The sequence below is a fragment of the Thermoplasmatales archaeon genome, from assembly GCA_014361195.1.
GTDB lineage: Archaea > Thermoplasmatota > E2 > UBA202 > JdFR-43 > JACIWB01.
Genome location: JACIWA010000001.1, coordinates 159,054 through 184,836, shown reverse-complemented (window position 1 = coordinate 184,836; position 25,783 = coordinate 159,054). Strand labels below are relative to the sequence as shown.

33 protein-coding genes and 1 tRNA gene are annotated in these 25,783 nt (G+C 34.3%); 20 read left to right on the top strand and 14 right to left on the bottom strand.

Going from position 1 to position 25,783, the window contains the following annotated elements; translation table 11 throughout:
• The first annotated feature begins 34 nt into the window (after nucleotides 1–34).
• Nucleotides 35–1,897: a hypothetical protein gene (locus H5T44_00845; GenBank protein MBC7080792.1), complete on the top strand. Its 1,863-nt coding sequence runs from the start codon at nucleotides 35–37 to the stop codon at nucleotides 1,895–1,897.
• Between the two features lie 25 nt (nucleotides 1,898–1,922).
• Here H5T44_00845 and H5T44_00840 read toward each other — a convergent pair whose 3' ends face one another.
• Entirely contained in the window at nucleotides 1,923–2,789 is an 867-nt protein-coding gene (locus H5T44_00840) for a DUF89 family protein (GenBank protein MBC7080791.1), read from the bottom strand.
• Nucleotides 2,789–3,316 (bottom strand): acetate uptake transporter, encoded by a 528-nt coding sequence (locus H5T44_00835; GenBank protein ID MBC7080790.1) that lies wholly within the window; start codon nucleotides 3,314–3,316, stop codon nucleotides 2,789–2,791. The genes H5T44_00840 and H5T44_00835 overlap by 1 nt, the downstream gene beginning before the upstream one ends.
• A gap of 196 nt (nucleotides 3,317–3,512) precedes the next feature.
• Here H5T44_00835 and H5T44_00830 point away from each other — a divergent pair, with 196 nt between their 5' ends.
• The 5 genes from H5T44_00830 to H5T44_00810 are packed head-to-tail and all read left to right on the top strand — an operon-like array spanning nucleotide 3,513 to nucleotide 6,909.
• Nucleotides 3,513–4,061 carry a 2-oxoacid:acceptor oxidoreductase family protein gene (locus H5T44_00830; GenBank protein MBC7080789.1) on the top strand — a complete coding sequence of 183 codons (549 nt, stop codon included), beginning with the start codon at nucleotides 3,513–3,515 and terminating at the stop codon, nucleotides 4,059–4,061.
• A gap of 10 nt (nucleotides 4,062–4,071) precedes the next feature.
• Nucleotides 4,072–4,317 carry a 4Fe-4S binding protein gene (locus H5T44_00825; GenBank protein MBC7080788.1) on the top strand — a complete coding sequence of 82 codons (246 nt, stop codon included), beginning with the start codon at nucleotides 4,072–4,074 and terminating at the stop codon, nucleotides 4,315–4,317.
• Entirely contained in the window at nucleotides 4,314–5,429 is a 1,116-nt protein-coding gene (porA, locus tag H5T44_00820) for a pyruvate ferredoxin oxidoreductase (GenBank protein ID MBC7080787.1), read from the top strand. The genes H5T44_00825 and porA overlap by 4 nt, the downstream gene beginning before the upstream one ends.
• Nucleotides 5,429–6,322 carry a 3-methyl-2-oxobutanoate dehydrogenase subunit beta gene (locus H5T44_00815; protein MBC7080786.1) on the top strand — a complete coding sequence of 298 codons (894 nt, stop codon included), beginning with the start codon at nucleotides 5,429–5,431 and terminating at the stop codon, nucleotides 6,320–6,322. Before porA ends, H5T44_00815 begins: the two co-directional genes overlap by 1 nt.
• Nucleotides 6,286–6,909 (top strand): N-glycosylase/DNA lyase, encoded by a 624-nt coding sequence (locus tag H5T44_00810; protein MBC7080785.1) that lies wholly within the window; start codon nucleotides 6,286–6,288, stop codon nucleotides 6,907–6,909. Before H5T44_00815 ends, H5T44_00810 begins: the two co-directional genes overlap by 37 nt.
• A 2-nt stretch (nucleotides 6,910–6,911) precedes the next feature.
• On the opposite strand, the gene H5T44_00805 is transcribed toward H5T44_00810, so the two are convergent.
• The 5 genes from H5T44_00805 to H5T44_00785 form a co-directional block, all read right to left on the bottom strand.
• The gene (locus H5T44_00805) at nucleotides 6,912–7,535 is read right to left on the bottom strand and encodes a PHP domain-containing protein (GenBank protein MBC7080784.1); all 624 of its coding nucleotides are present in this window, start codon (nucleotides 7,533–7,535) and stop codon (nucleotides 6,912–6,914) included.
• Entirely contained in the window at nucleotides 7,532–9,637 is a 2,106-nt protein-coding gene (gene metG / locus H5T44_00800) for a methionine--tRNA ligase (protein ID MBC7080783.1), read from the bottom strand. Before metG ends, H5T44_00805 begins: the two co-directional genes overlap by 4 nt.
• A gap of 67 nt (nucleotides 9,638–9,704) precedes the next feature.
• The gene (locus tag H5T44_00795; protein MBC7080782.1) at nucleotides 9,705–10,394 is read right to left on the bottom strand and encodes a CTP-dependent riboflavin kinase; all 690 of its coding nucleotides are present in this window, start codon (nucleotides 10,392–10,394) and stop codon (nucleotides 9,705–9,707) included.
• Nucleotides 10,391–10,630: a hypothetical protein gene (locus H5T44_00790; GenBank protein MBC7080781.1), complete on the bottom strand. Its 240-nt coding sequence runs from the start codon at nucleotides 10,628–10,630 to the stop codon at nucleotides 10,391–10,393. Before H5T44_00790 ends, H5T44_00795 begins: the two co-directional genes overlap by 4 nt.
• A 16-nt stretch (nucleotides 10,631–10,646) precedes the next feature.
• Nucleotides 10,647–11,822 (bottom strand): right-handed parallel beta-helix repeat-containing protein, encoded by a 1,176-nt coding sequence (locus H5T44_00785; GenBank protein ID MBC7080780.1) that lies wholly within the window; start codon nucleotides 11,820–11,822, stop codon nucleotides 10,647–10,649.
• Between the two features lie 49 nt (nucleotides 11,823–11,871).
• Here H5T44_00785 and H5T44_00780 point away from each other — a divergent pair, with 49 nt between their 5' ends.
• Entirely contained in the window at nucleotides 11,872–12,777 is a 906-nt protein-coding gene (locus H5T44_00780) for a 50S ribosome-binding GTPase (GenBank protein MBC7080779.1), read from the top strand.
• Nucleotides 12,778–12,791: 14 nt separating this feature from the next.
• Here H5T44_00780 and H5T44_00775 read toward each other — a convergent pair whose 3' ends face one another.
• On the bottom strand, nucleotides 12,792–13,454 hold the full coding sequence (locus tag H5T44_00775; GenBank protein ID MBC7080778.1) for a 30S ribosomal protein S3ae: 663 nt from the start codon (nucleotides 13,452–13,454) through the stop codon (nucleotides 12,792–12,794).
• Between the two features lie 84 nt (nucleotides 13,455–13,538).
• On the opposite strand from H5T44_00775, the gene H5T44_00770 reads away from it, so the two are divergent.
• A complete protein-coding gene (locus H5T44_00770) occupies nucleotides 13,539–14,375 on the top strand; it encodes a hypothetical protein (protein ID MBC7080777.1) in 837 nt (278 codons plus the stop codon).
• On the opposite strand, the gene H5T44_00765 is transcribed toward H5T44_00770, so the two are convergent.
• From H5T44_00765 to hycI, 3 genes are read right to left on the bottom strand one after another with little or no spacing between them, the layout of a single operon-like run.
• On the bottom strand, nucleotides 14,376–15,140 hold the full coding sequence (locus H5T44_00765; protein MBC7080776.1) for an ATP/GTP-binding protein: 765 nt from the start codon (nucleotides 15,138–15,140) through the stop codon (nucleotides 14,376–14,378). It lies immediately after the preceding gene.
• Complete coding sequence (purD, locus tag H5T44_00760) at nucleotides 15,141–16,463, bottom strand: phosphoribosylamine--glycine ligase (protein MBC7080775.1); 1,323 nt, start codon at nucleotides 16,461–16,463, stop codon at nucleotides 15,141–15,143.
• A gap of 34 nt (nucleotides 16,464–16,497) precedes the next feature.
• The gene (gene hycI / locus H5T44_00755) at nucleotides 16,498–16,932 is read right to left on the bottom strand and encodes a hydrogenase maturation peptidase HycI (GenBank protein ID MBC7080774.1); all 435 of its coding nucleotides are present in this window, start codon (nucleotides 16,930–16,932) and stop codon (nucleotides 16,498–16,500) included.
• A 44-nt stretch (nucleotides 16,933–16,976) separates the two neighbouring features.
• Here hycI and H5T44_00750 point away from each other — a divergent pair, with 44 nt between their 5' ends.
• Entirely contained in the window at nucleotides 16,977–17,741 is a 765-nt protein-coding gene (locus H5T44_00750; protein MBC7080773.1) for a creatininase family protein, read from the top strand.
• A 3-nt stretch (nucleotides 17,742–17,744) separates the two neighbouring features.
• Nucleotides 17,745–18,614, top strand: a complete 870-nt coding sequence (locus tag H5T44_00745) for a hypothetical protein (protein ID MBC7080772.1) — start codon at nucleotides 17,745–17,747, stop codon at nucleotides 18,612–18,614.
• Here the strand turns inward: H5T44_00745 and H5T44_00740 are convergent.
• The gene (locus H5T44_00740) at nucleotides 18,604–19,611 is read right to left on the bottom strand and encodes a hypothetical protein (GenBank protein ID MBC7080771.1); all 1,008 of its coding nucleotides are present in this window, start codon (nucleotides 19,609–19,611) and stop codon (nucleotides 18,604–18,606) included. The genes H5T44_00745 and H5T44_00740 overlap by 11 nt on opposite strands.
• A gap of 142 nt (nucleotides 19,612–19,753) precedes the next feature.
• On the opposite strand from H5T44_00740, the gene H5T44_00735 reads away from it, so the two are divergent.
• The 4 genes from H5T44_00735 to ndk are packed head-to-tail and all read left to right on the top strand — an operon-like array spanning nucleotide 19,754 to nucleotide 20,957.
• Nucleotides 19,754–20,119, top strand: coding sequence for a 50S ribosomal protein L7ae (locus H5T44_00735; GenBank protein ID MBC7080770.1), 366 nt, complete (start codon nucleotides 19,754–19,756; stop codon nucleotides 20,117–20,119).
• Nucleotide 20,120: 1 nt separating this feature from the next.
• Nucleotides 20,121–20,330 carry a 30S ribosomal protein S28e gene (locus tag H5T44_00730; protein MBC7080769.1) on the top strand — a complete coding sequence of 70 codons (210 nt, stop codon included), beginning with the start codon at nucleotides 20,121–20,123 and terminating at the stop codon, nucleotides 20,328–20,330.
• Nucleotides 20,330–20,500: a 50S ribosomal protein L24e gene (locus H5T44_00725; GenBank protein MBC7080768.1), complete on the top strand. Its 171-nt coding sequence runs from the start codon at nucleotides 20,330–20,332 to the stop codon at nucleotides 20,498–20,500. The genes H5T44_00730 and H5T44_00725 overlap by 1 nt, the downstream gene beginning before the upstream one ends.
• 4 nt (nucleotides 20,501–20,504) lie before the next feature.
• Nucleotides 20,505–20,957, top strand: a complete 453-nt coding sequence (gene ndk / locus H5T44_00720; GenBank protein ID MBC7080767.1) for a nucleoside-diphosphate kinase — start codon at nucleotides 20,505–20,507, stop codon at nucleotides 20,955–20,957.
• Nucleotides 20,958–21,078: 121 nt separating this feature from the next.
• Here ndk and H5T44_00715 read toward each other — a convergent pair whose 3' ends face one another.
• Nucleotides 21,079–21,975 carry a ketopantoate reductase family protein gene (locus H5T44_00715; protein MBC7080766.1) on the bottom strand — a complete coding sequence of 299 codons (897 nt, stop codon included), beginning with the start codon at nucleotides 21,973–21,975 and terminating at the stop codon, nucleotides 21,079–21,081.
• Nucleotides 21,976–22,057: 82 nt separating this feature from the next.
• Between H5T44_00715 and H5T44_00710 the strand changes: the two genes are divergently transcribed.
• Nucleotides 22,058–22,130: transfer RNA gene (locus H5T44_00710), tRNA-Gly, on the top strand.
• A gap of 2 nt (nucleotides 22,131–22,132) precedes the next feature.
• Here H5T44_00710 and H5T44_00705 read toward each other — a convergent pair.
• On the bottom strand, nucleotides 22,133–22,987 hold the full coding sequence (locus H5T44_00705) for a DMT family transporter (protein ID MBC7080765.1): 855 nt from the start codon (nucleotides 22,985–22,987) through the stop codon (nucleotides 22,133–22,135).
• Between the two features lie 141 nt (nucleotides 22,988–23,128).
• Here H5T44_00705 and H5T44_00700 point away from each other — a divergent pair, with 141 nt between their 5' ends.
• The 5 genes from H5T44_00700 (at nucleotide 23,129) to queF (ending at nucleotide 25,776) form a co-directional block, all read left to right on the top strand.
• On the top strand, nucleotides 23,129–23,287 hold the full coding sequence (locus H5T44_00700) for a hypothetical protein (protein ID MBC7080764.1): 159 nt from the start codon (nucleotides 23,129–23,131) through the stop codon (nucleotides 23,285–23,287).
• Nucleotides 23,288–23,430: 143 nt separating this feature from the next.
• Nucleotides 23,431–23,826, top strand: a complete 396-nt coding sequence (locus H5T44_00695; protein ID MBC7080763.1) for a 30S ribosomal protein S6e — start codon at nucleotides 23,431–23,433, stop codon at nucleotides 23,824–23,826.
• Nucleotides 23,823–25,028 carry a translation initiation factor IF-2 subunit gamma gene (locus tag H5T44_00690; protein MBC7080762.1) on the top strand — a complete coding sequence of 402 codons (1,206 nt, stop codon included), beginning with the start codon at nucleotides 23,823–23,825 and terminating at the stop codon, nucleotides 25,026–25,028. The genes H5T44_00695 and H5T44_00690 overlap by 4 nt, the downstream gene beginning before the upstream one ends.
• Nucleotides 25,025–25,408 (top strand): DNA-binding protein, encoded by a 384-nt coding sequence (locus H5T44_00685; GenBank protein MBC7080761.1) that lies wholly within the window; start codon nucleotides 25,025–25,027, stop codon nucleotides 25,406–25,408. Before H5T44_00690 ends, H5T44_00685 begins: the two co-directional genes overlap by 4 nt.
• Nucleotides 25,408–25,776, top strand: coding sequence for an NADPH-dependent 7-cyano-7-deazaguanine reductase QueF (queF, locus tag H5T44_00680; protein ID MBC7080760.1), 369 nt, complete (start codon nucleotides 25,408–25,410; stop codon nucleotides 25,774–25,776). Before H5T44_00685 ends, queF begins: the two co-directional genes overlap by 1 nt.
• The last annotated feature ends 7 nt before the right edge of the window (nucleotides 25,777–25,783 follow it).

Here is a 25,783-nt window from a genome sequence, read left to right as displayed (position 1 = left end):
TATATTCTGAATTGTATTTAGAAATGGTGATAAAATGAGGAAAATAATTATAGCGGGAATAGTTACAACAATTCTTCTTTTGAGTGGAGCAAGCGTTGATAACAGAAAAATCAATAAAAATATCGAAAGCGTTGGCTATGCGGAGATATATGGTGAAGCATATAGTGAAGCTTATTATACTTCATCCCCAGGAAAACCAATGTTGCCATACTATGTAAAATTATATGTCTTCCCTCTTGGAACAAAAGTTAGCATAGAATGTTCTCCAAAAATGGTGGAGAAAAAGAAAGCAAGCATAATTTTAGCTCCACCTGCCATAGCTTATGGAAAGGACATAAGATATGAAGGAGATGGGGAAAGCTATGAAATATATCCAGAAACATGGTATAGCATTAATGAATATGGAGGGCTTTATGAAGGAAAGCTATCAACGATCGTTGCCCTATATTTATATCCAGTAAGGCATATTGCAAAAGAAAACATGGTTGAGATAGCAAAGGATTTTGAAATAAAAATTGAATATAATTTGCAGGAAAAAGAAAATTTTGAAGCCCAAAAAGATTTACTTATAATATATCCATCTGAGTGGGAAAGTGAAATAGCAAGGCTAATTCAGCACAAAGAGGAGAAAGGGCTTAGAGTAATTTCAGAGAAAGTTGAAAACATTTATTCAAGTTATGAAGGAAGGGATGGTGCAGAAAAAGTGAAGTACTTCATAAAAGATGTTCTTGAAGAATATGGAATAAAGTATGTAATGCTTGTAGGAGGCAAGAGATCTTATCTAACAGGAAATTGGGGAATGGATGGAGCAACAACAAGCAACGATGCTCTATGGTACTGCCCTGTAAGATATGCTGCACTTGATGACCGGGCGGAATTTGGCTATTTAAGTGATTTATACTTTGCGGACATTTATGATGCGAATGGATCATTTTCTTCATGGGATACGAATGGAGATGGAATTTTTGGAGCATGGTCATTCAAATATGGAAAAGATAAACTGGATTTGGCTCCAGATGTTTATGTCGGCAGGCTCGCCTGCCGGAGCTTGAAAGAGCTAAAAAATGTGATTGATAAGATAATTAACTATGAAAATAATGCATATGGTCAGGGTTGGTTCAGAAAAATGCTTTTGATTGGAGGAGATACTTTTGGAGGAAATGACTTTTTTGAAGGAGAGGTCTCAACATCATGGTTCTATGAAAAGTATATGGCAAACAGATTTGAAAAAACAAGTTTGTATGTATCTGATGGAACTCTTACATATGGATATGTTGAACCAAATTATTTTGCTGGAAAGTTTGCATGGGTAAATGTGATAAAAACTTTTAGCGGTGGATTCGGCTTTGTTGCAATGGATGGCCATGGAAGCCCAACTGCATGGGCAACTCATTTCAAGAATGGAGAAGGACCGTGGGTAAATGGTCTTATGACTTATAATATGGATTTACTCAGCAATGGAGAAAAACAGCCGATTGTAGTAATAGGTGGTTGTCATAACAGTGAATTTAACATAAGTTTACTTGATGACCTACAAAATCCATGGACATATCAGCCAACTTATGAATGCTTCAGCTGGCATCTTGTAAAGATGGCAAATAAGGGGGCAATAGCAACATTTGGCAACACTGGCTTAGGATACGGCCATGGAGGAGGATATGATGATAACAAAAATGGAATACCTGATGAAGTGGAATACTTCGGTGGATTCATAGAAGATAGATTCTTCAATGCATATGGAGCGAAGGGAAAAGATATGCTTGGCGAGGCATGGGGAACCGCAATATTGGACTATATAACAGTTCGTAATCCAATGAAGGATGCAATTGACTGCAAGACAGTTGAAGAGTGGGTTTTGCTAGGAGATCCAAGCTTAAAAGTAGGTGGATATCCTTAAATACTTATCCTTAATCCCTCTTTTTTTATTCATATATTTTTAAAATATTTTTTGATTTCTTTGCTCCAATGCTTTTTGCTATTGGATTGCATTTAACTCTCATCAAATATGCTATTGGCTTATATTTTGTCTCTGAAAATGATTCAAAATTTGCCATTCCCTTGCATATTATAAGAGATGCTTCTTTCAATTTCCTTTTCAATTTTTCACTTATTCCAGAAAAATCTACTCCAACAGAAAATTTTCCTGTTGTTAATATTTCATCTACAATATCTTGAAATCCAATTTTTATTGCATCTTCATGGGTTGCATCTGTTAATATTGGATACTTCTTGCATACAAGAGAGATATTTACATTATATTCTTTTAGCAATTCGCACACAATTTTATCAAAAACTATCTCCCCGCAATTATCTGTAAAATACAGAATTTCTCCTTTAAGATATTTTTTCATCTTTTCAAAATCATTTATATAAAGTCCTTCATTCACATATTCTTCAAATTTTAAAAAGAGCTCATCCGGCGAGCTTGCACTACCTTCTATTCCAAAATCTATAGAGTTTGCTGCTATCGAGCATATTATTGCTTTTTCAAGCTTATTTTCACTATTTTCAATAATTTCCTTTGCTTTTGGAAGAAGTGATAAAGCTATTCTATTGCTCTCTTCTTTTAAATTTTTATAAGGATCTTTATTTCCTATTAATTCATAAGCAAGAGCATGTATTTCTGTTGCAATTTCCGCTGAACTTCTCTTCTCATCATATATTTCCGAAAATTTCTCAAGCACTTTTTTCATTAAATAATGAATTTTTTCCTCCTCCTTGATTACAAGCTTTGCTTCAAAAAGAACCCTGTTTAAAAGGCAGGGAACACAGGAATAATTTATCTTCATTATAGAATTACCTTCTTCCCATAAAACTCATTTATCAGCTCACCCGCAGAAACATACCATGCAAGGATTGAGCAAATTATACCAATAGCCCCTCCTATCTTATGGCTGGATGAAAGAAGAGATGCAAATCCTAAGGCAAAGAAAGTAAGCCATAAGGTAAGGAAAACAAGAGAAATAGCTTTTCCTATTTTCAATGAAGGAATCCACATATAGAAGGTAAATATCCCCCATGCAATAAGCATTAATCCTGTTTCTTTAGCGGTAAAGCTAACAATTCCATAACCTTTAAGCAATTCAGCAAGCCCGAAAGCAAGCCAGAATGCACCATATGAGGAAAAGGCGGTCCCCGCAAAATTATTCTCCGCTTTAAAAGAGAGCATTCCTGCGCAGAATTGAGCCAATCCTCCATAAAATATGGCTAATGAAATAACAATGCTTCCTTCAATAAAGCCAAGATTATGTATCGATAGCAGGAATGTTGTCAGTGCAAATGCAGCAAGCCCAAGAGGTGCAGGATTCAGCTTCATCGGATGGATATACTTTTCTAATATTAAAATTTTAACCTTTATTTCTCTCAAGATGCAAGATGCTGGGGCAGTGAATATAATACCCCGTTTAAGGGATGATTTGTTGAAGTGCTAAAAATTAAAAGCCAATTCATCAAGGTTGGCAAACTCTCTTAGGAAAAACTTTTTAATTGAAATGCAATACATTACCAAAATGCTGAAGGAAATAATATTTTATGGAAGAGGCGGACAGGGAGCGGTTACTGCAGCAAATCTTCTCGCAAGCGCCGCCTTGAAAAGCGGAAACAGAGGTGTGCAAGCTTTCCCATTTTTCGGGGCGGAAAGGAGGGGGGCGCCAGTTAAGGCCTTTGCGAGGATAAGCGAAGGGGAAATTTTTTTGAGGAGCGAAATAAAAGAGCCGGATATTGTTGTTGTTCTTGATATGGGCATAACTGATGTAATTGATGTGACAGCAGGGCTGAAAAAAGATGGAGTTATTCTGCTCAATAGCAATCGTAGCCCCAGAGATTTTTCTTATTCTTTTAGAGTTGCCACAGTTGATGCAACAAGCATTGCAATAGAGAATAAAATTTTGGTTGGAGGAATACCCGTTGTAAATACTCCAATAGTTGGAGCACTCATAAAGCTTATTGATGGAGTGAAAATAGAAGCTTTGTGTGAGGCAATAAAAGAAAGATTTCCTGAAAAATTGGCTCAAAATAACATAAATGCGGTAAAATCCGCATATGAAAGGGTGAAAATATGAAGGTGAAGATATGAAAACATCAATATCTTATCCAACTGAAGGTGCAATGGGAAAAACCGGCACATGGCGCGTGTTTAGGCCAGTTGTAAATGCGGAGAAATGCATAAAATGCTATCGATGCTGGATTTTTTGTCCGGATTGTGCTATAGAAATTGATGATTTTCCAGTTATTGACTATGACTATTGCAAGGGATGTGGAATATGCTCAAATGAATGTCCTGTTAAGGCAATTTCAATGGAGAGGGAGGGAAAATGATTTTTATAGATACCGCAAATCATATTTCAGCTCTCGCAGTAAAGATGGCGAAACCAAAAGTTATAGCTGCATATCCTATAACACCTCAGACAACAATTGTTGAAAGGCTTGCGGAATATGTTGAAAAAGGAGAGCTCGATGCGGAATTCATAAGAGTTGAATCAGAGCATTCCGCAATGACCGCTTGCATTGCAGCAGAAGCATGCGGGATAAGAACTTTTACCGCAACATCATCTCATGGCCTGCTTTTAATGCATGAGATGCTTCATTGGGCGGGCCTGGCTCGCCTGCCGGTTGTGATGGTAAATGTTAATAGGGCGGTGGGGCCTGGTTGGAATATATGGAGTGATGCAAATGATTCAATGGCACAGCGTGATACAGGATGGTTACATTTTTACTGTTCTTCAAATCAAGAGGTTTTTGATACAATTATACAGGCGTATAAAATTGCTGAGAGCCAGGAAGTTATGTTGCCCGCGATGATCTGCTATGATGGATTTATATTGAGTCATACATCAATGCCTGTTGAAGTTCCTTCTCAAAAAGAAATAGATGATTTTTTACCTCCTTTTAAGCCAGCCTGGAAAATAAGTGTTGAAGAGCCAATAACTCATGGAAATATAATCGAGCCATTTAACTATGCAAAGGTAAGGCATGATATGATGATTTCAATGGAAAATGCAAAAAAGGTTATTGAAGAAGTGGGTGAGGAATGGGGGAAAAAATTCGGTCGCTACTACGGGCTAGTTGAAGAATATAAATGCGATGATGCGGATTATGTAATTCTTTCGATGGCATCTATAGCAAGTGAAGCAAAATTTGCGGTTGACAGGCTTCGCAGTAAAGGAGAAAAAGTAGGTGTAGTAAATTTGAGGACACATCGCCCAATGCCTTTTGAAAAGTTAAAATATGATAAGATAATTGTAATTGAAAGAGCTATTTCTCCTGGACTGGGAGGAATAGTATACAATGAAATTAAGGGAAGAGTAAAAGATGCTTATGGTTTTATAGCGGGAATAGGAGGGATGGATGTTAGCTATAAAGATATTGAAAGAATTTATGAGCTTGCAAAGAAAGGGAAGGAAGGTTTTTATCCATTTGAGGTGAGCTGATGGCAATAAAAGATTTACCAAAAGAAGAATATATACTTAAAGGGCATGCAGCATGTCCTGGCTGTCCAATTACAATTGCCCTTCGCATTGCATTAAAGGCTCTTGGAAAAAAAGTTATATTTGTTGTGCCCGCTTCCTGCAGTGCTGTCATTCAAGCCCTCTATCCAAAAACATCCTTTGCAATTCCTACCCTAAACATTGCATTTGAGGCAAGTGCTGCTGCTGCCAGCGGGATTGCATCTTCACTGAAGGTGCTTGGCAGGGAAGATATTATACCAGTTGTGTGGGCGGGGGATGGTGGCACATATGACATTGGCCTGCAGGCATTATCTGGAGCGCTTGAGAGGCAAACTAATTTCATTTATGTTTGCTATAACAATCAGATGTATTCAAATACCGGCATCCAGAGAAGCGGGGCTACGCCATATGGAGCATGGACAACAACAACATGGAGCGGAAAAAAAGAGAATGAGAAAAATTTCGCGGAAATTGTGATGGCACATCGCATTTCCTATGTTGCAACTTCAACAATTGCATATCCAGAAGATTTATATAGAAAAATGAAGAGAGCAAAAGAAGTTAATGGGCCGAGATATATAGAAATTTTAGCTCCTTGCCCACCAGGATGGAGATTTGATATGAGCAAAACAGTTGAGATGGCAAGGCTTGCGGTGGAGACAGGAGCATGGGTTCTTTATGAAGCCATTGATGGAAAAATTGAATTTAATCTTGAAAGCAAGAAAATTCTTGAAGGTAAGGAAAGGAAGCCAATTGAAGAATGGCTGAAGATGCAGGGAAGATTTGCACATCTTAAAAGCGAGGATGTTGAAAAAATAAAGAAATGGATTGATGAGAGATGGGAGTATTACAAGAAAATTTACTCAGTGAAATAAGGATTTTATATGAGGAAAGAAAAGAAGAGATAGAGAGAAGGATAGATGATTTTAAAAAAGAGAAGAGCAAAGAAGAGATGCTTGCGGAGCTCCTATTTTGCATCCTTACACCTCAATCAAAAGCAAGGTTTTGCTGGTGTGCGGTTGAAAATATTTTAGGAAAAAAATTGATGAAGGAAGAGGAAATAAGGGAGGAGCTAAAGAAAATAAGATTTAAAAATAAAAAAGCAAAATATATTATCAATGCGATGGAAAATTTTGACAGAATAATTGAAAAAATAAGAAATATGCCATCAATGGAGGCAAGAGAATATATTGTTAAAAATATAAAAGGAATTGGTTATAAGGAAGCAAGCCATTTTTTGAGGAATATAGGATTGGCTCTTGATCTTGCAATTCTTGACAGGCATATATTAAAAAATTTGAAAAATCTTGGAGTTATAGATGAAATTCCTAAATCTTTGTCTCCAAAAAAGTATATTGAAATAGAGGAGAAAATGATAGAATTTTCAAAAAAAGTTTCAATTCCTGTTGCCCATCTTGATTTGCTTTTATGGTGCAAAGAAACGGGAGAAGTTTTTAAGTAAGGCTAACTCACTCTCTTAAACCCCCTCTTTACAAACGATGAAAAAGAATAAATTTTGCATTTAAATGGATTAAAAAAATTATTTTCTCCTACTACTTTAACCCTTCTTTTCATTATTTCCTCAATTGCATCATCAACTTTTTCCGCATCCATTTCAATATATATTTTGCCCATTTCCCATAAATAGTGGCCATCACTCCCAGCGGTAAAAGGAATATTCTTTTTATTTGCATATTCAATTGCTTTTTTATTTTGGTGAGGAAAATTTCTTCCATTCATTACTTCTATTCCATTCGCATTAATCCTTATTCTTGAAAATCTAAAAGGGTGGGCAATAATTGCTATCCCTCCTTTTTCATTTACTTCTTCTATAATATCTTCTTTTCCATTTATTTCTTCTTCTATTCCAATCGCAAGTATATGGCCCTTTCTTGTTTTTATTTCCATCCCAGGAATAACAAGAAAATTCTCAGAAATTTTAATTGCATTTTTTGCTCCCTGAAGAGTGTTATGATCCACGATTGCCATTCCATCCAGTCCTTTCTTCTTTAAATATTTAATAATATCTTTTGGATTTTCATTTCCATCAGGAGAATAAATTGTATGAATATGCATATCGAATTTCATCTTATTACACAACCATCTTTAACATTCCCATCAATTTCTATTTCCCCTTCCTTATCTTTAAGTGTTTTTCCATTGTATTCAACCTTTCCATTTTTTGAAAGCATTCTAACCTTTGAAAATTCTTCATAATCTATCTCTTCTTTAGCCTCTTTTTTTATTCCATCAATGAAAACATCGCTTCCCTCTTTTGCTTTTGCAAGCAAGATAAATGGCCTGCCTCCTTCATCTGCGGCAAGGAGCATGCCTCTGGATGTTATTCCTCTTATCTTTGCCTCCTTCAAGTTTGCAAGATATACTATTTTTTTATTCAATATCCTCTCTTTTTTATACCATGGCTTTATTCCCGCAACAATCTTCCTTTTCCCGATTTCTCCGACATCAAGCTCAATTATATAAAGCTTATCTGCATTTGGATGTTCTTCAACGCTAATTATTTTTGCAACCCTCAAATCAAATTTTGAAAATGGTTCCTCAATTATATCGCTTAATTCTATTTTGCTGAAAAGAGGGTATGGCGAAGGCAATTCATTTTCATCTATTTCATCTAAAGCTTCTTCCCATTTATGGTCATGAACACTATCCTTATATCCAAGCATTTTCCATATTTTCTCTGCAGTTTTTGGCATATATGGAGCGGATGCAATTGCAATAGTTTTTACAATTCTTAAGCAAACATGTATAATGCTCTCACACCTCTCTTTATCCTCTTTAAGATATCTCCATGGCTCTGAAGAATTTATATATTGATTTCCTATCTGAGCAATTCTCATCAGTTTTTTTATTCCTTCCTTGAAATTGCATTTTTCAATCATCTCTCCCATTTCAATAAAATTTTTTCTAACTTCTTCAAGAGCTATTTCATCGATTTTACCCTCTTTCTTATATTTAGTAACTTTTCCAAAATTTTTATAGGCAAATGAAACAACCCGATGGATGAAGTTTCCATAAATTCCAACCAGCTCATTGTTATTCTTTGCAACAAAATCCTCCCACTGCCAGTTTGTATCATGTTTCTCTGGCATATTCACAGAAAGATAGTAGCGAACAGAATCAACATTAAATCTGCTAACTATATCAGGAAGCCATATACCTATCCCTCTTGATTTAGAAAAATGCTCTCCAGATAAGGTTAAATATTCATTTGCGGGCACATCATATGGCAAATTAAGTCCGCCATGCGCCATCAGCATCGCGGGCCATATGATTGTATGGAAGGGTATGTTATCCTTTGCAAGAAAATAATAATGCTTTGCATCTCCCTCCCACCACTTTTTCCATTCTTCTTTTTTTCCTATTTTTTCTGCCCACTCCATTGATGCGGAGAGATAGCCAATTACCGCTTCAAACCATACATATATTCTTTTGTTTTCATATCCTTCTATCGGCACCTCTACTCCCCAGGTTAAATCTCGAGTTATTGCTCTATCCTTAAGACCTGATCTTATGAAATTCATTGTAAAGTTTATAACGTTGCTGCGCCACCAATTTTTTTCCTCAAGCCATTCGAGCAATTTTTTCTCAAATTCTGATATTTTAAAAAAGAAATGCTCAGTCTCCTTTTTAACAGGTGCTTTGCCACAAATTTTGCAAACAGGCTGAATTATTTCAATTGCATCGAGTGTTTTTCCGCAATCAATGCATTGATCTCCTCTTGCCCTCCCATTACAATATGGACATACTCCTTCAACATATCTATCTGGTAAAAATCTATTGCAATTCTCACAATATAAAGCAAGAATTTTTTTCTTGTAGATATAATTTTTTTCATATAAATTCAGGAAAAATTTTTTAACAACTTCTTTATGAAATCCATTGCTTGTTCTTGAAAAATTCTCAAAAAATATTCCAAAATCCTCTATATTCTTCAAATGCTCTTCATGATATTTATCAACAATCTCTTTCGGATGCTTTCCTTCTTTTTCAGCGGTTATTGTTATTGGTGTGCCATGCTCATCACTTCCAGAAACCATAAGCACTTCATTCCCTTTCATTCTATGATGGCGAGCAAAAATATCTCCTGGAAGCAAGCATCCCGCAAGTGTTCCTAGATGCAGGGAGCCATTTGCATAAGGCCATGCAACTCCTATGAATATTCTTTCCATGAATGTGTATATTGAGGATTTAAAAATATGTTTTGGTAGGGGAATGAAAAATTAATTTTGCCCTCAATCATTCCTTCTTTATCTTTACTTCAATTTGCCATTCATTAAGTTGGCTATATTTTATTTTTCTTAAGGGAGAGATAATTGAATAATTTTTCCTTCTGATCCATTCAAATAGCTTGGAATGCTCTTCTTTTCCATCTCCTTCAAATATTATAGATGCAGTATCTCTTGCTATAAACCTTTTCAAATATGTATCGGGAAAATTTTTTTCATAGCATAAATCCCTCCTTCCCTCTTCAAAAGGTGAATCATAATATATGGTAACTTTTCCTTCTTCCTTACCTTCATTTGGAAGAGCAAAAAAAATTGCATCCATGCCTTTCTTCAAAAAAGGCTCGAAATAAAAAAATATTTCATCCCCATCTTTTAATCCATTTCTAAGCCTTTCATTGCACACTACCTCTACAACATTCCTATGCTTGCTTCTTTCCGGCATCAGCATGGCGCATTCCATGCGGGCGATTTTAATGGGAAAGCATTTTACCCCGCCAAAAGATTTTTTTCCTTTCCTAAAGCCATGAATTTTTATTCCTTCAATAATTTTCAGGTCATTAAATAATTCTTTGCTTACTTCTAAATTTAGGGTTCCTTCATATGGAGAAAAATTGAATTTTTCCTCTATTTGCTTTTTGTATTCAGGAATTGAAATGTATTTCTTCCCTTCTCCCTTTCCACTGCAAACAATTCCCTTCATTCTACTAAATTTTTTCCCTTAAGCTTTCCATATAATTTAATTCCTTCATCAGTTAAAGTATATTCTCCATTTTTTTCTTCAACAATCCCTTTCTCAATCAACTCATTTAAAGCATTTTTTGCTATATTTTCAATTATTCTATTCTTTTTTGCTATCCTTGTTATTGATTTTTCTCCAGAAGCAATTTCAAGAAAAATTGTCTTCCTTATTTTATCTGAAATTATAAATCCTTCCATGGGTTTAATGAGATTTTTATAGATATTTTTTTCTATTTTTTAAAATAAACAAAAAAACTAAAATGAGTAAAGCAACATCAAAAGATGGAATTGATTTTTTATTTTTAAAATATACTGTTCTAGCCATTACATTTCCTTCAAATTCAACATATATTTCATGTTTTCCATCTCTCAAATTTTTTGTGTCTAGCTCATAATACCATAGAAAAGTTCCAGTTGCATTTTCCCATGGTCCATCATCAATTCTTATCCTTACTTTTCCTTCTTTTTCAACCATTCCTTGAATAACTATTTTTCCACTAACACTCGCATTTTCTTCTGGATAAAAAATATAAATTTTAGAGGAAAGGTTTTCAATATCATAAGGAGATTTAGAGGGAGAATAATCAATATTTTTTTCATCTATAAAAAATATATCACCACTTAAATTATCCCAATAATTTCCGTTGCTCAAATTCCATATATTTTTATCCGCATAGCAATAAACATGCATTAAATTTCCAATAAAATTATTTTCAAAAATTAAATTATCTTTTGCATTACAGCATAGATAAATTCCCTTGCTATTTTCAGAAATATTGTTCTTATTCAAAAAGTTGTTTTCCCCTCCTTCAATTTTTATACCTTCTAAATTATTCCTTATTATATTTCCAATAAAAGCATTCCCGATTCCCTTCCAGACATAAATCCCGCAATTATTTCTGTATATTTCATTATTCCTTATTGTATTGTTTTCAGAGAAAAAATACAGATATATCCCAAAATTGTTTTTAAAAATTTTATTTCCTTCAATCATGTTATTTTTCCCTTCTATTTTTATTCCATAAGAATTTGAAAATATTATGCTGCAATTCTTTATCACATTTCTATTACCTTTTATTTCTATGGCAAAATAGGAGCCATTTATCAAAAATCCAGATAAGTTTATATCATTTGCAAATATTTTGATTCCACCACTTATGATCGCATCCCTTCCCTCTAAATAAATTGATTTGTTTATTGTGATATTTTCAGTGTAAAATCCAGGATAAACTATGATCGTGTCATAAAAATTTGCATCATCTATAGCGGGCTGAATTTTTTTATAATCCCACCCCTCGCCAACATAAAAAACATTCCCGCAAGCCACCGGAGCAAGCAACACAAGTAAAGCAATTACCGCAAACTTTTCCATAAGATAATATTTTCCCATAAATATTTTACTTTGCAACATCTTTTATATTTCTTCTGCTATATATCGTGTGTGGAAAATAGGAAAGATATTAAATGCGAAACAGCTCATTGAGAAGGCTTTTAGAAAAGCAAAAAAGAAAAAAGGGTTAGAGAAAATTGAAGAATTGAGGGAAATTTTAAATGATAATCTTAAAAGATATGTAAGAGATTTTCCAAGTTTTGATAATTTGCATCCTTTTTATTATGAATTACTGGATTTAGTTATAGGAATAGATAAATTGAAAAAATCTCTTTCATCTGTTGAGTGGACGAGAAAGAAAATATTGATTATATCAAAGGATGCAATAAAGAAAATAAAGAAAGGAGAGGATGCAAGAAAAATTGTTATCAGTTTATATGGAAGAATTTCCTCTTTGCTAGATCAAATTGATGAGAATTTGAAATTTCTTGAGAATGCGAGAGTAAAAATTTCTAAGATACCATCAATCTCCACAGATACACCAACCATAGTAATAGCGGGCTATCCAAATGTTGGAAAATCCTCAATTTTATCTCTTCTTTCCACCGCAAAGCCGGAAATCGCTCCTTACCCCTTTACAACAAAAGGGCTAATTGTTGGTCATTTATATATTAGCAATGGTTATGAAGATAGGAAAATTCAGATAGTTGAAGCCCCAGGCCTGCTCGATCGCCCCATTGAAAAGAGAAATGAAATAGAGAAGCAGGCAATAGTTGCACTTAAATATTTGCCGAAAGCGGTGATTTTTGTTTTAGATGCCTCACTGCATTGTGGCTATCCTCTTGAGAATCAAATTAATCTTCTTGAAGAAATAAAAAATATGTTCAATGTGCGCATTATAGTTGTTGAAAATAAAGTTGATTTGAGCGGTGGGAAAACAGATTATATTAAAATTTCTTGCAAAAGTGGTGAGGGTATAGATAAATTAAAGGAAGAAATAATGGAATTAATTTGAGCCAATAATTTGAGTTAACTCGCTTCAGCCTCTTCTTCTTTTTCTACTTCTGTCTTCTCTAATTCTTCTTCCTTTTTTTCCTCCGTTTCTTCTTCCTCTCCCTTTGCCTCAACTTCTATTCCTTCAAGCAGTTCAGATTTATGGATCTCAACTCTTTTGATTGGATATATTATCTTTGATAATTTATATATCTGCTTTGACATTTCTCCCTCAAGCATCAATTTTATGAAATCATCGAAAGTATTTGTCTTTGCCATTGTTTCAATAATTTCTTTCATTATCTTTCTTATAGCACTTTTCTGCGAAGTCTGAAGTCTTTTTAGGGCATATGCAGAAGGCTTTACTCTTATTCTCTTCCCATCTTTTGTTGTAACATCAAAAACTCCATCTATTTTTGCTCTGTGCCTCCTTGATATTCTTTTTACATAATCTGTAGTCGTTGTATGGCCTATAAAGTCAGTATATGCTTCAAGCCCACTCACTTCCTTTACCTTAAAAATTAACTTCAGATGAGCTCTCGAAAAATCTCCAGTCAGCTCTTGCATAGAAACTTCTACAGTCCTTCCATAAAGATTTTCAGGGCTGTCGGAAGGTGTTTCTACAATCCTTGCTTTACCAAACATTTGCGGACTAATTAGCCAATACCATGTCTTATCTTTTTTCTTTTTTTCTGCCATTAAGCGGTAATACTATTGATATATAAATAAATTGGTCTTTAGGCAATTCAAAAATGTTAAATAGCCAAAAATTCATTCTTATTAATGGAAGAAATATACAGAATTGATAAATTTAAGGAAGATTTTGATAAAATAGTTGAAGAGATAGATGCGGTTTTAAAGAGCCCCTATAAGGAAAGAGAAGTGCTAGAAAAACTTAAAAAAATAATTTCCTCCGACAGACTTAACAGAGTAAAAGAAAGCATTACCTCAATGAAAAAGAAAGTCGAAAATGCGGAAGAAAGAGCTCTCGCCGCCCTACAGGAGGCGGAGAGATATAAAAATGAGCTGGAAAAAGAAAGGATGAGGCTTGAAAAGCTATGGGATGCATATAAAAGGCAAGAGGACGAAATTAATTCTATTGAAGAAAGAATGATGGAAAAAGAAGGGGGGATAAAAGAAAGAGATAGAAAGATATCCGAGCTTGAGGAAAAAATAGAAGAAATGAAAGAGCTTAAGGAGGATAGAGATAGGCTTGAGAGAGCTTTGAAAGAAATTGAAGAAAAAAACAGGGAAATTGAAAGATTGAAGAAGGAATTAATGGCTGAAAAGGAAAGAAAATCTTCAATGGAGAAAGAAATAGCGGAGCTAAGAAGTTATGTACCATATAAAAAGGAAGTGGAGGAGCTGAGGGAAAAAATAAAGGAGCTTGAGCCATTGAAAGAATTGACAAAGTATAAGGAAAAAAGCAGGGAAATTGAAATGCTTTATAAGAAAGAACAGGAAAGACTTGCAAAGCTTTATAAGAAATATGAAGAGCTGAGCAATGAATATGAAAAGGTTCGCTCAAAATTGGATAAATGGGAAGAATGGTATGAAGAGAACAAAAATTACATAGAAATGGCTTCAAATGCTTTCAGCAAGTTTAAGCTTCCAGAATAATTATTTCCTTTCAAGATCTTCTCCTCCAGAAAAAATGTCCTGAATACTCGCATATAGATCTTCCATTCCTTCCCATGTTTCAGATGAAATTGGTATAAGGGTGGTATGTGCCTGCATATCTCTTATAACCTTCATTATTCCCTCGCTCATCTGAGTATGCAGTGAAGGAGAATAAAACATTAGGTCATTTTCAAGCCTTTCTGGATTTCTGCCCCACTCCTCTATAATTTCTAGTGTTTCTTTTTCAACAATATCTATTTTGGTAAGAATATTTACCGTTGGAAGACCGAGCCTAAATTGAGCTGCTGCGGAAAGCATCAGCTGGGATATTAGATTTGCGGGAGTTGTGGCAAGGGCTGGGTCTATTAAAAAAGCAAGCATTGATTTATCTTTTCCAAGTTGATCAATAATTATTTTTCCAGAGCTTCTGAAAACAAAAAGTTCCATTTGGCCAGGAGTATCAAAAATTACATAATCCGCTCTATATTCGGAAAGCCTTTCTTCAATTTCTTTAACATTTAAAGCAAGCATATCCGCACATAATATTTGTGCTCCATTTGGTCCAAGGTCATATTTTTTCATAACCTCTTCCAGAGAAATCCATTCTCTTATATCAATCTCTGGAGAGTAAGGAATTTTTATCACCCCAGGATCAAGATTAACCACTATCGAATCATATCCCTGGCGGTGGCACCACTCATTGAATGCATTTGCTAGAGTGCTTTTGCCGGAGCCAGCGGTACCAACTAAATAGAGATGAATCATTTAACCACGGAGCAACCTCATCTTCATCATCTTTTTTTCAAGCGTTTCTTTTTTTCCTATATCATGCCTTACAAAAATATCACCTTTTACATATTTAAGACATCTATCACATATCTCCTCCGCCTCATATATTTCATCCGCTATTCCAAGGATTGCTAGGGCACGGGATTTTGTAGTATATATTTTTCCATTTTTTTCATTTACAGAAGCATAAAAAATTTTTCCTCCTTCCTCGCCTATTTTCTTTTCATCGACTTCTATTTCTTTATTTTCAAGAGGTTCGTAGCCATAGCCACAAGGCACAATATATTTGCATACAGTGCTCTTTTCATGAAATCCAACCATGCTATTTCTCAAATTTCCATTTGCCATTGCATCGCATATATCAAGAAAATCTGTCCTCAAAATTGATAGAACATTCATTGCTTCTGGATCACCAAATCTTGCATTTATTTCAATAACTTTAACTCCATCAAATGTTAGCATAAACTGCCCATAAATAACTCCTCTGTATTCCCTTCCCTCTTTTTTTAATGCCTCAATTATTTTCTGCAAAATCGAGCAAGCTTCTTCATATTCATCTCTTTCCATAAATGGGAGTATGAAATCTTTTGATGAAATTGAGCCCATTCCTCCAGTATTTGGTCCTTCATCGTTGGGCAAAAGCCTTTTATAATCTTGTACAACTGGCATTGGAAAAATATTTTTGCCATCACAGAAAGCTTGAAGTGTGAATTCTTCACCAACTACTCTTTCCTCTATTAAAACTCTGCTTTTACCACCTATCTTTTTAGATATAACTTCTTTTGCATATTCTATTGCCTCAATTGCATTGCTAAAATGTGAGCCATAAACCTTTACACCTTTCCCCCCAGTAAGTCCAACTGGTTTTATTGCAACATTTCCATTCAATTTCTCTATAAATTCTTCTGCGGATTTTGCATCAGAAAATGCATCAAATTTAACACTCCCCTTTATTCTATATTTCTTCATCAATTTTCTCATGAACTCTTTATCTGTTTCTATTTCCGCCGCCTCCCTAGAGGGGGATGCGGTTGGAATTCCATTGTTGAGGAGTGAGTTTGTTACTCCTTCCTGCAAGGGGGCCTCGGGCCCAACTATTGCAAGTTCAATGTTTTTTGAAAGAGCATATGAAACAACTTTCTCCGCATCGCATTCATTATGAAGGATGTAATCCTTTGCAATTCTTTTTATTCCAGGGTTAGAGTTTTTCATAAAAGAATAGATTTCCGCATCACTTTTTTTCAAAGCATAGCAGATAGCGTGCTCTCTTGCCCCTCCACCAATAACTAAAACTCTCATTATAATGTATAAACTTAGGAAATATAAAATTTTTTTATAACTCCTCAATTTCTTCTATCTTTTCCTCTTTAATCATCTTTATAAGCTTGTTTGCGGAACTCTTAGCTTCTTTACTTATCTTACCATACATTGTCTTTGGCTGAATTCCTATTATTATTACTTCTGTTCCTATTTCCTTTTGCAAATGGGATACAAAAATTGAAAGAGGAACTGAATGGGTAGAGAATGTTGCTTTTCCTATTTTTTCTTTCCTGATTCTTCTTATTTCCCCGCATTTCAGTCCCATATCTGCAGCATCAACCATAACAATCTTTTTTGGCTTATGCTTTATTATCTCATAAAAAAAATTTTCCGGTACAGTTGCACAATTTATTGTTTTCCATTCATTGCTTTTTAACTTTTTTGCAACATATACACCAATGCCATCATCGCCATTCATCTCATTTCCTATACCAAGCAATATATTCATCATTGGTAAAGAAAAAAACATTTATAAATTTATAATATAGGGTTATGAAAATAGAAGATATGAGCTGGAAAGAAGTAGATAAGATAAGCAGAGATGCCATAATTTTTATTTCAATCAGTCCTTTAGAAGCTCATGGTCCTCATTTGCCATTGGCTACAGACCTTCTTATTTCAAAAAAAGTTGAAGAGGCATTGATGGAAAAAATGGAGGAAAATGGTATAGAAATTTTATCACTCCCTTCTCTGCCACTCGGTGTTTGCAGATATGCAAGAAATTTTCCTGGCACAATAAATGTTTCATGGAAAAATTTATATAATATATTGATGGACATTTTCCTGTCTTTTTCAAAACATAATTTCAAATATTTTTTAATTCTAAATTTTCACATGGATATTTTTCATATAAAAGCGATACATAAAGCAATTAAAAAAGCAAGAAAAAAGGGTATAGTGGCATGCGAGCCAATTTCAATTGCATATTTTAAAGGAGAATTATTTGAAAAAGACGAATATGAAATTCACGGGGATATAAAAGAAACATCTCTTGCCTTATACCTTTTTCCAGAGCGGATAAAAAAATGTAAGGTAGAGGATGTAAAAATAAAAATGCATGCATTGGATTTTTTTAAAACATTTGAGGAAATTGGAGCAAAAGATGCCTATATTGGCTCACCTTCTCTTGCAAAAAAAGAATACGGGGAGAAATTTTTTAAAAAAATGGTTGAGATATGCTTTAAATCCGCAATGTCTTTAAAGGAAGGAAAAACCGATGAGCTACCGGAAAAATTAAAAATATTGCTCGGGATTTAGCTCATGTTTGAAAAATTTAAGGAAGGAAACGTAGAGATAAGAAAAGATGAGGTATGGGAGAGGAATTGCAGAATAATGAAAAGAGCGGGGCTTGAAATAGACAGACAGGAGGATTTTAAAGAAATTATAGAAAAAGATTGCATTTTTTGCACTAAAGATAAGCTTGCAAAATTTGATTTTGGATTTATGGAAAATTCTCACTCTTTCCTGTTTCCGAACATAAATCCTTATGCAAAATATAGTGGTGTATGCGCATTTAAAAATCATTATATCAAGCCAGAAGAGTTTTCTGCGGAGTTGCTTGAAAGCAATTTTTTACTCTGCTCAGAATACATTGAAAATTTCTATGACGGAAAAGCAAGATATGCCTCAATCAACTGGAACTACCTCATGCCCGCTGGCGCCAGCATCCTGCATCCCCATACGCAAGTGGTTTTGAGTGAGTACCCTACAACATATATGGAAAAGATAATCAAAAATAAGGATAAATTTTTTTCATATATTGAAGAGGAGATTAAAGGGGATAGATTTATAGGAAAAATAAATGGATTTTATTTATTTGTTCCTTTTGCTCCTTTTGGTTTCAATGAGGTTTTTGGGTTCTGTAAAGAAGAGAATGAAGTTGAAAAGCTTGCATTAGTTATCAGCAAAATATTATCCTATTATTCAAGCATAAGGAGGAATAGCTTTAATCTCGCTGTTTTCATTGATATGGATAAAGAATTTCCAACGCATTTCAGAATATTAACTAGGCAAAATATGGTTAAATATTATAGAAATGACGCGATGTTTTTTGAAAGAATTCATTTTGAGACAATTCTTGAAAAAATGCCAGAAGAAGTTGCGAAAGAAATAAGGGAATTCATGAAATAATTTTCTCAATTTCCTTAACTAATAAATTTGCTGGAAAATTTAGAATGGTATAGCCAAACTTGCTTTCCTTTATTAAATCCTGACTTAAAAGTTTTTTAAATATCTTCTCAAATTTTCTTTCATCGATATTCATTTCATACTCTTCATTCCTTAAAAAAAATTTTTCCATTATCTCATCATAACTAACATAAGCTTTATTTTTGCACGCATCCGCAACAGAAAGAAGCAACAAAAGCTCTTCTTTTTCCATGGTATTCAAATCAAAAAAAATTTCATCAATATTTGCTTCCCTTACATCTTCCACCTCAATTTTTTTATGCATTTTTGTCTCCGCTATTAAAGAGGAATTTAGAAGAATTGAAATTCCAGTTCTTGTATGTCCAACTGAAGAGATTGCTATATCTGCTATTAATGAAATTATTTCTTCATCATAGCACTCTCTATTCAAGCTCTCACTCGCCCTATAAGATAATATTTCTTTCATTTGTTCCCATGAATATGGCTTCAGCTCAACAACAGAATTCTGGGCAAATGTGCTCCATGTTGCTTCATCAAGAATTTGCTTTAAAATCAAATGACTTCTTGTGATTGCTATATAATCTATTTTTTTACCAAATTCCTTCTGTCTTGAAAGAGTATATGCAAAATGTCTTAATTCATCAATTTCCATTCCATCAATTTCATCAATTATTATTCTTTTTCCATCAATTTCATTCCATAGCTTCTGGGTTGGCAGTCCAGCGGGATTGAATTTAGGTTTTATCTGTTTTAAAATTTCTTCCAAAACCCTATGTTCAGTTCTGTTTACATAGCAATTTACATAAGCATCCCCTCCCACATAGCGGGCAAGCAATGTTTTTCCAGTGCCTACTCCCCCGCTTATAAGGGCTCTACCGCTTTTTATTAAATATCTCAACCTCCTTATCTCTTCATCCCTGCACATTATTTTATCCGGTATGTAAGAAAGATCAAGCTTCTTTTCATCTTTCAAAATCATGATAAATAAACTTTTTCTATATAATAATTGTTTGGATAAGATTTTTTATTCCAATTTTTCAAAAATTTTTAACAATTTACGCAACCAATATATTTATATATAACCAAAATATTTCTCATGCCTATGATAGGAGGCGATGTAAATGCCAATCTATGTAAAGTTTGAAATACCTGAAGAGATAGTTAAAAAATCGTATGAGCTGGTTGAGAAAGCGAGGAGCAGTGGAAAGATAAAGAAGGGAGCTAATGAGGTAACAAAAGCGGTAGAAAGAGGGGAAGCGAAGCTTGTTATAATGGCGAAAGATGTTTCTCCTGAAGAAATACTCGCTCACATGCCATATCTATGCGAGGAAAAAAACGTGCCCTATTCCTATGTTCCTTCAAAGGAGGAGCTGGGGCGAGCAGCTGGCCTGCAGGTGCAGGCATCTGTTGTTGCGATAATAAGCGAGGGAGATGCGAAAGAAATTTTTGAAGAAGTTGTTAAGAAAGTGAAGGAGATAAAGGGATGACATGCCTGAGGAGAGCATTCCAGCGGAAGTTGTGGAAATAATTGGCAGAACAGGAATGTGCGGGGAAGTATTGCAGGTTAGAGTGAAAATTCTTGAAGGAAGGGATAAAAATAGGGTTATAACAAGAAATTTAATGGGTCCTGTAAGGAAAGGGGATATATTAATGCTCAGAGAAGCGGAAAGAGAAGCAAAGAGATTGAGCGTGAAATAATGGCAAAAAAATGCACTTTTTGCGGAAATGAGATTGAACCTGGAACAGGAACAATGTTTGTAAAGAAGGATGGAACCGCTTACTATTTTTGCTCAGGAAAGTGCCATAAAAATATGCTAAAACTCGGGAGAGAACCTAAGAAAGTTAGATGGATAACAAAAGCAAAGTGAGATTATGGAAAGAACTTTTTTAATGATAAAGCCAGATGGTGTGCAGAGGAGATTAATCGGCAAAATTTTGCAGAGAATAGAGGATTGTGGATTTAAAATAGTAGCAATTAAATTTTTAAAAATATCTAGAGAGATGGCGGAGAAGCATTACATGGCTCATAAAGGTAAGAATTTTTTCGATGGGCTGATAAATTATATAACAAGTGGTCCAGTTCTTGCAATGGTTGTTGAAGGAAAAGATGCGGTTTCAAGAGTTAGAAAGATTGTTGGCCCAACAAATCCAAGCGATGCAATGCCAGGAACAATAAGAGGAGATTTTTCTCAAGATATAGGGAGGAATATAATACATGCTAGCGATAGCAAGGAAACCGCTGAAAAAGAAATAAAATTGTGGTTTAGCAAAGATGAAATAGTGGAATATAGCATGGATGATGAAAGATGGATTTTTGAGGATTAAATTTATATATTTTGCAGATATATTTTTAGCTCCATCTTAAGACCTCTATGAAAAATGAATGGAGGTAAAATATGGAGCGACAGCGGCATCACGGGCCCCTGCGTGATCAATGAGCGTTAGGTCAACCCAGATGCCGCACACTTTCATTTGCTTTTATTAAGCTATATATCACTTCATTTACTGGAGTTTTTATTCCATGTTTTTTTGCCCTTATTATTATTTCTCCATTTATTTCATCTACTTCTGTTTTTTTTCCAGAAATTATATCCTGTAGCATTGAAGAAATATTTTCTGAAGTATTTTCTGCAACTTCTTTCACTTTTTCAATTATATCCTCTATCTCAATTCCTTCTGCTTTTGCAACTTCAATTGCCTCAGTGCATATTTTTTTTATTAATTCTATTGCATATTCATTTTTAATTATCTCCCCGTTTTTACATCTTAAAATAGAAGTCAGACCATTTATTGCGGAATTAACTATTGCTTTTTTCCATTTCTCTTTCTTTATTTCACCGCTTATTTTCGTTTCAATTCCACATTCGTTAAATGTTTTACAAATATTTTTTATTCTATCAGTTATTTCACCGCTTAACTCCCCTATTATTGTTTCTCCCTTTCCCGCATGATATATCCTTCCATTCCCAATAAATGTTACTCCATGAGTGGTGAGTGCTCCAATAACATTTTCAATCCCCATTTTCTCTGCTATAATTTCTTCATTTCTCAAACCATTTTGAATTGAAATAATAGGAATTTCTCCAAATTTTCTTAAAATTTCATCCACCGCTTTTTCTGTATCATATGCTTTTGTTGTAAGAATAACAAAATCATATTTGCTTCCATCCCATTCAGTCTTAGGATAAAAAATTTCATTGGTAAAGCCTTCCACAATTAGCCCATTTTTTTCTATTTCTTCAATATGCTCCTTTCTTCCCACAAGCAAAACATCATTTTTTCTTGAAAGTAATCCTCCAAAAAGTGAGCCAATTGCGCCAGCGCCAAATATTATAAATTTCATTGAATAAAATCGAGCAATCAAATAAATTTTTTTTCATTCAAAATATAAAATGTTATATATCAAATCGATAATTTACTTTTAAGCGGGCGTAGTGTAGTCTGGTATCACATAGCCCTGCCACGGCTATAACCCGGGTTCGAATCCCGGCGCCCGCATACTAACTTGCTTCTTTCTTGGATAAAAAATATATTCCAGCCATGAGGAGAAGGATGCCAAAAATTTGCAATATAGCTATATTTTCACCTAAGATGAAAAAACTCAATATGGAAGCAAAGAAAGGAGTTGATAATTCTATCGCGGAAACCTGAGCTGCTTTAATTCTTTTTAGGCCTTCATAATATAAAATAGTTCCCGCTCCTCCTATAAAACCGAGAAATATTTGATAGATATTTGGAGAAGATATTTTTGAATTTATTGCTAAATAAGAGAGAAGGATGAAAGATGGTATTAAAAATCTGTAAAAAGTTAAAACCCCTGCATTTAGGTGAGTAAGATATTTTCTTCCAACTATTGCGGTTGTTGCCCAAGTAAATGTTGCGAGCAAAACAAGAAAATCATAGCTTGTTCCAAATTTCATAGACAAAAAATTTTGAATTGTTTTTGTAGTTACTAAGAAAGCGGATAAAATCATAAGAAAAATTCCTGTAAAATCATATTTGTTTAATTTATCCTCCTTTAACAAAAAGAAGCCGATTATTACTATAAAGACAGGTTGGATATGGGCTAATAAAACTGCATTTATTACTGGAATTTTTGTCAATGAAAAAAGATATAAAAAATCACCAACTAGTGTGCCAAAAATTCCTATATATAAAATTTTAATGAAATTTTCTCTATTTATTTTCAAATTTGATTTTCTCGCTTTAATATAAAAAATGGCTATTATACAGGAAATTATTGCTCTCACTGTTGATGTTTGAACAAAATCTGAGCTTTTATAAGCAAGTTTTGCGAAAATTGGCTCAGTAGCCCAAAGAAAGCTTGCGCCTAATATTGATAAAATTCCTTTCATTTTGTTTTTCATGACCATTGATATTATTTTTCTAAATTTAAAATTATATTTAATGGCTGGGTGGGATAACGGTTAAAAATTTATGGAAATGAAAATAGAAGATTTATTCATTCTGAAAGCTTAATATAAATTTGAGATAAATTGAATAAAAAACTTTATAACTGTGAAAAAAGAGGTAGCGCCTATATTTATGGTGAAATCAGTATAAAGGAATACTATATTGCAAGAGAAATATTGCAAGCGATAAAGGATTTAAAGAGGAGCTATGAGCAATCAAATAACTGCTATCTATGGAGATAAAATTGTGCTGAGGTTAAAGCAAGCATATTTCTTGCTTATATTTTCAGAAGATTTTTTTGGCAAAATCTCTTTATAGATAAGCATCGAAAGTATCTGAATAACCAAAAATATTAAAATACCTTTTTATTTGCTGGATGATTGCTATGGCGGAATTCAAGGTTGTAATAAGTGATGGGGCAAAAAGCTGGCAGATAGTAGTTGATGGGCATCATGCAAACTCATTAATAGGCAAAAAGATTGGTGAGGAAGTAGATGGAATATTCGTTTCCTTACCAGGCTATAAGTTGCAGATAACAGGTGGTTCTGACAAAGATGGGTTTCCAATGAGAAGTGATTTACCAGGTATGCAGAGAAGGAAAATATTAACCGCAAAAGGTAAGGGATTTAAGCCAAAAGATAAAGGAGTTAGGAAAAGATTAACAGTTTGTGGAAATACAATAAGCTTAAATACATCTCAAATAAACATGAAAATAACAAAAAAGGGAGCAAAGCCAATTGAAGAATTGCTCAAGTCTGCTGGTAAATTAAAGGAAAAATGAGCCAACCAGAAATAAATATTGGGATGGTAGGACATGTTGACCATGGAAAAACTACTTTAACCCAGGCATTAACTGGAAAATGGACTGATGAGCATTCAGAAGAGATAAAAAGAGGTATCTCAATAAAACTTGGTTATGCGGATGCATCTTTTTATAAATGTCCAAATTGCGATGAGCCAGAATGCTATTCAACAAAACCAGTTTGCAAGCACTGCGGAGAAGAAACAAAATTTTTAAGGAAGGTTTCTTTTGTTGATGCTCCAGGGCATGAAACTCTTATGGCGGTTGTTATATCTGGCGCCGCCATCATGGATGGGGCAATGCTTTTGATCGCTGCAAATGAGAAATGCCCCCAGCCGCAGACAGAGGAGCATCTGATGGCGCTTGATATTGTTGGGGCGAAGAATGTTATAGTTGTGCAGAATAAAATTGATTTGGTTGGGAAAGAAGGGGCAATGAAAAGTTATGAGGAGATAGTTGATTTTTTAAAAGATACAATAGCGAGCAATTCTCCAATAATTCCAGTTTCCGCCCACCATGAGGTAAATCTTGATGTGCTTATAATGGCAATTGAAGAATTTATTCCTACTCCTCAAAGAGATAAAAGCAAGCCTCCTCTGATGTATTCCGCCCGCAGTTTTGATGTAAATAGGCCTGGAACAAAGCCATCTGATCTGAAAGGTGGGGTTATAGGTGGCTCACTAAAGGAAGGTGTGCTGAGAGTTGGGGATGAAATTGAAATAAGGCCTGGAATAAGAGTAGAGAGTCATGGAAAAGTATCATATGAGTCAATTTTTACTGAAATTGCTTCTATAATGACTGGAGGAGAAATTGTAAGCGAAGCTTATCCTGGAGGATTGCTTGCTATAGGAACATATCTTGATCCAGTTTTTACTAAGGCGGATGGACTTGCTGGAAAGGTTGTTGGAAAAAATCTTCCACCTGTTCTTTATGATTTGTGCATGGATTTGCATGTTATTGAAAGAGTTGAGGGAAAGGATTTGGGAAAAATAAGGAGCAATGAATCGCTGATGCTTACAGTTGGTACCGCTACAACTGTTGGTATTCCAAAAACATTGAAGAAAGATTATATTGAAGTTAATTTGAAAATTCCTGTATGTGCGGAAGTGGGGCAAAGGGTTGCAATTTCCCGCAATATAGGGGGGAGATGGCATTTATATGGGTACGGTGAAATAAAATGAGGGCAGTAGTGCTTGATACAAATGCCCTCCTGATGCCATATCAATTTGATATAAATATTGAGAAAGAATTGAATCGCCTTTTAGGAGTTTGTAGAATAATTGTTCCTAGAAGTGTGGTTGAAGAAGTTGAAAAACTTGCTGAGAAAGGAGGAGAAACAGGCAGGGCGGCTCAGCTTGCCCTCAGCATAATAAAGAAAAGGTGTTTCAGGGTTGTAGAAACTTCATGCAAGGGAGATGATGGAGTTATTGAGACCGCAATTAAAATGGAGGCAGCGATTTTAACAAATGATAAGGAATTGAAGAAAAAGGCAAAAGAAATGCGCTTATCTATAATATATTTAAGAGAAGGAGAAAAACTTGAAATGGAGGAAATACCATAATGAAATATGGGGAAAAAGAAATAAAAAAGGCAAAAATTGAATTATGGGAAAATCCTTATCCAGAGAAAAATTACTTTGTTGAAATAACCTTTTCTGAATTTACTTCTTTATGCCCTCGATCTGGCTATCCTGATTTTGCAACAATAAAAATAAGATATATACCTGACAAGTATATAGTTGAGCTGAAATCTCTTAAACTTTATTTGAACTCATATCGCTATAAATATGTGACGCATGAAGAAGCAACAAATAAAATTTATAAGGATTTGAGCGATGCATTGAAGCCAAAATTTATTGAAGTTATTGGAGATTTCAATTTAAGAGGAGGAATAAAAACAGTTGTAAGAGTAGCATCTGACACAAGCTAACATTTGA